This is a genomic window from Acetobacter okinawensis (assembly GCF_002153655.1).
GTDB lineage: Bacteria > Pseudomonadota > Alphaproteobacteria > Acetobacterales > Acetobacteraceae > Acetobacter > Acetobacter okinawensis_A.
In genome coordinates, this window is sequence record NZ_JOPJ01000138.1 from 1 (window position 1) to 234 (window position 234).

At 45.7% G+C, this 234-nt stretch carries 1 protein-coding gene; it reads left to right on the plus strand.

Features of this window, described 5'->3' with window-relative positions; translation table 11 throughout:
- Positions 1 to 234, plus strand: a 234-nt coding sequence (locus tag HK26_RS13810) for a hypothetical protein (protein ID WP_219337109.1), incomplete at both ends; no start/stop codon positions are given.

The following is a 234-nucleotide window of genomic DNA, read 5'->3' on the forward strand; positions in this document are numbered from 1 at the left end:
GAGGGATATATTGCCAAACATATGCACAACGCCATGCAGACCCTCTACAAGAAAGCCGGTCAGGACTACTCAGCCAAAAAGCGACACAAGGGCTATACGACCGGCACAAAGACCATCATTCAGAAATTAGGCATTACCCGTGAGGAAATGAAACATCTGAGTGTCCTCATTGACCATGAGGAAAGATTGCTCAGAAAACGCACAAAACGTCATGAACAGGGAAATGTGGAAAGA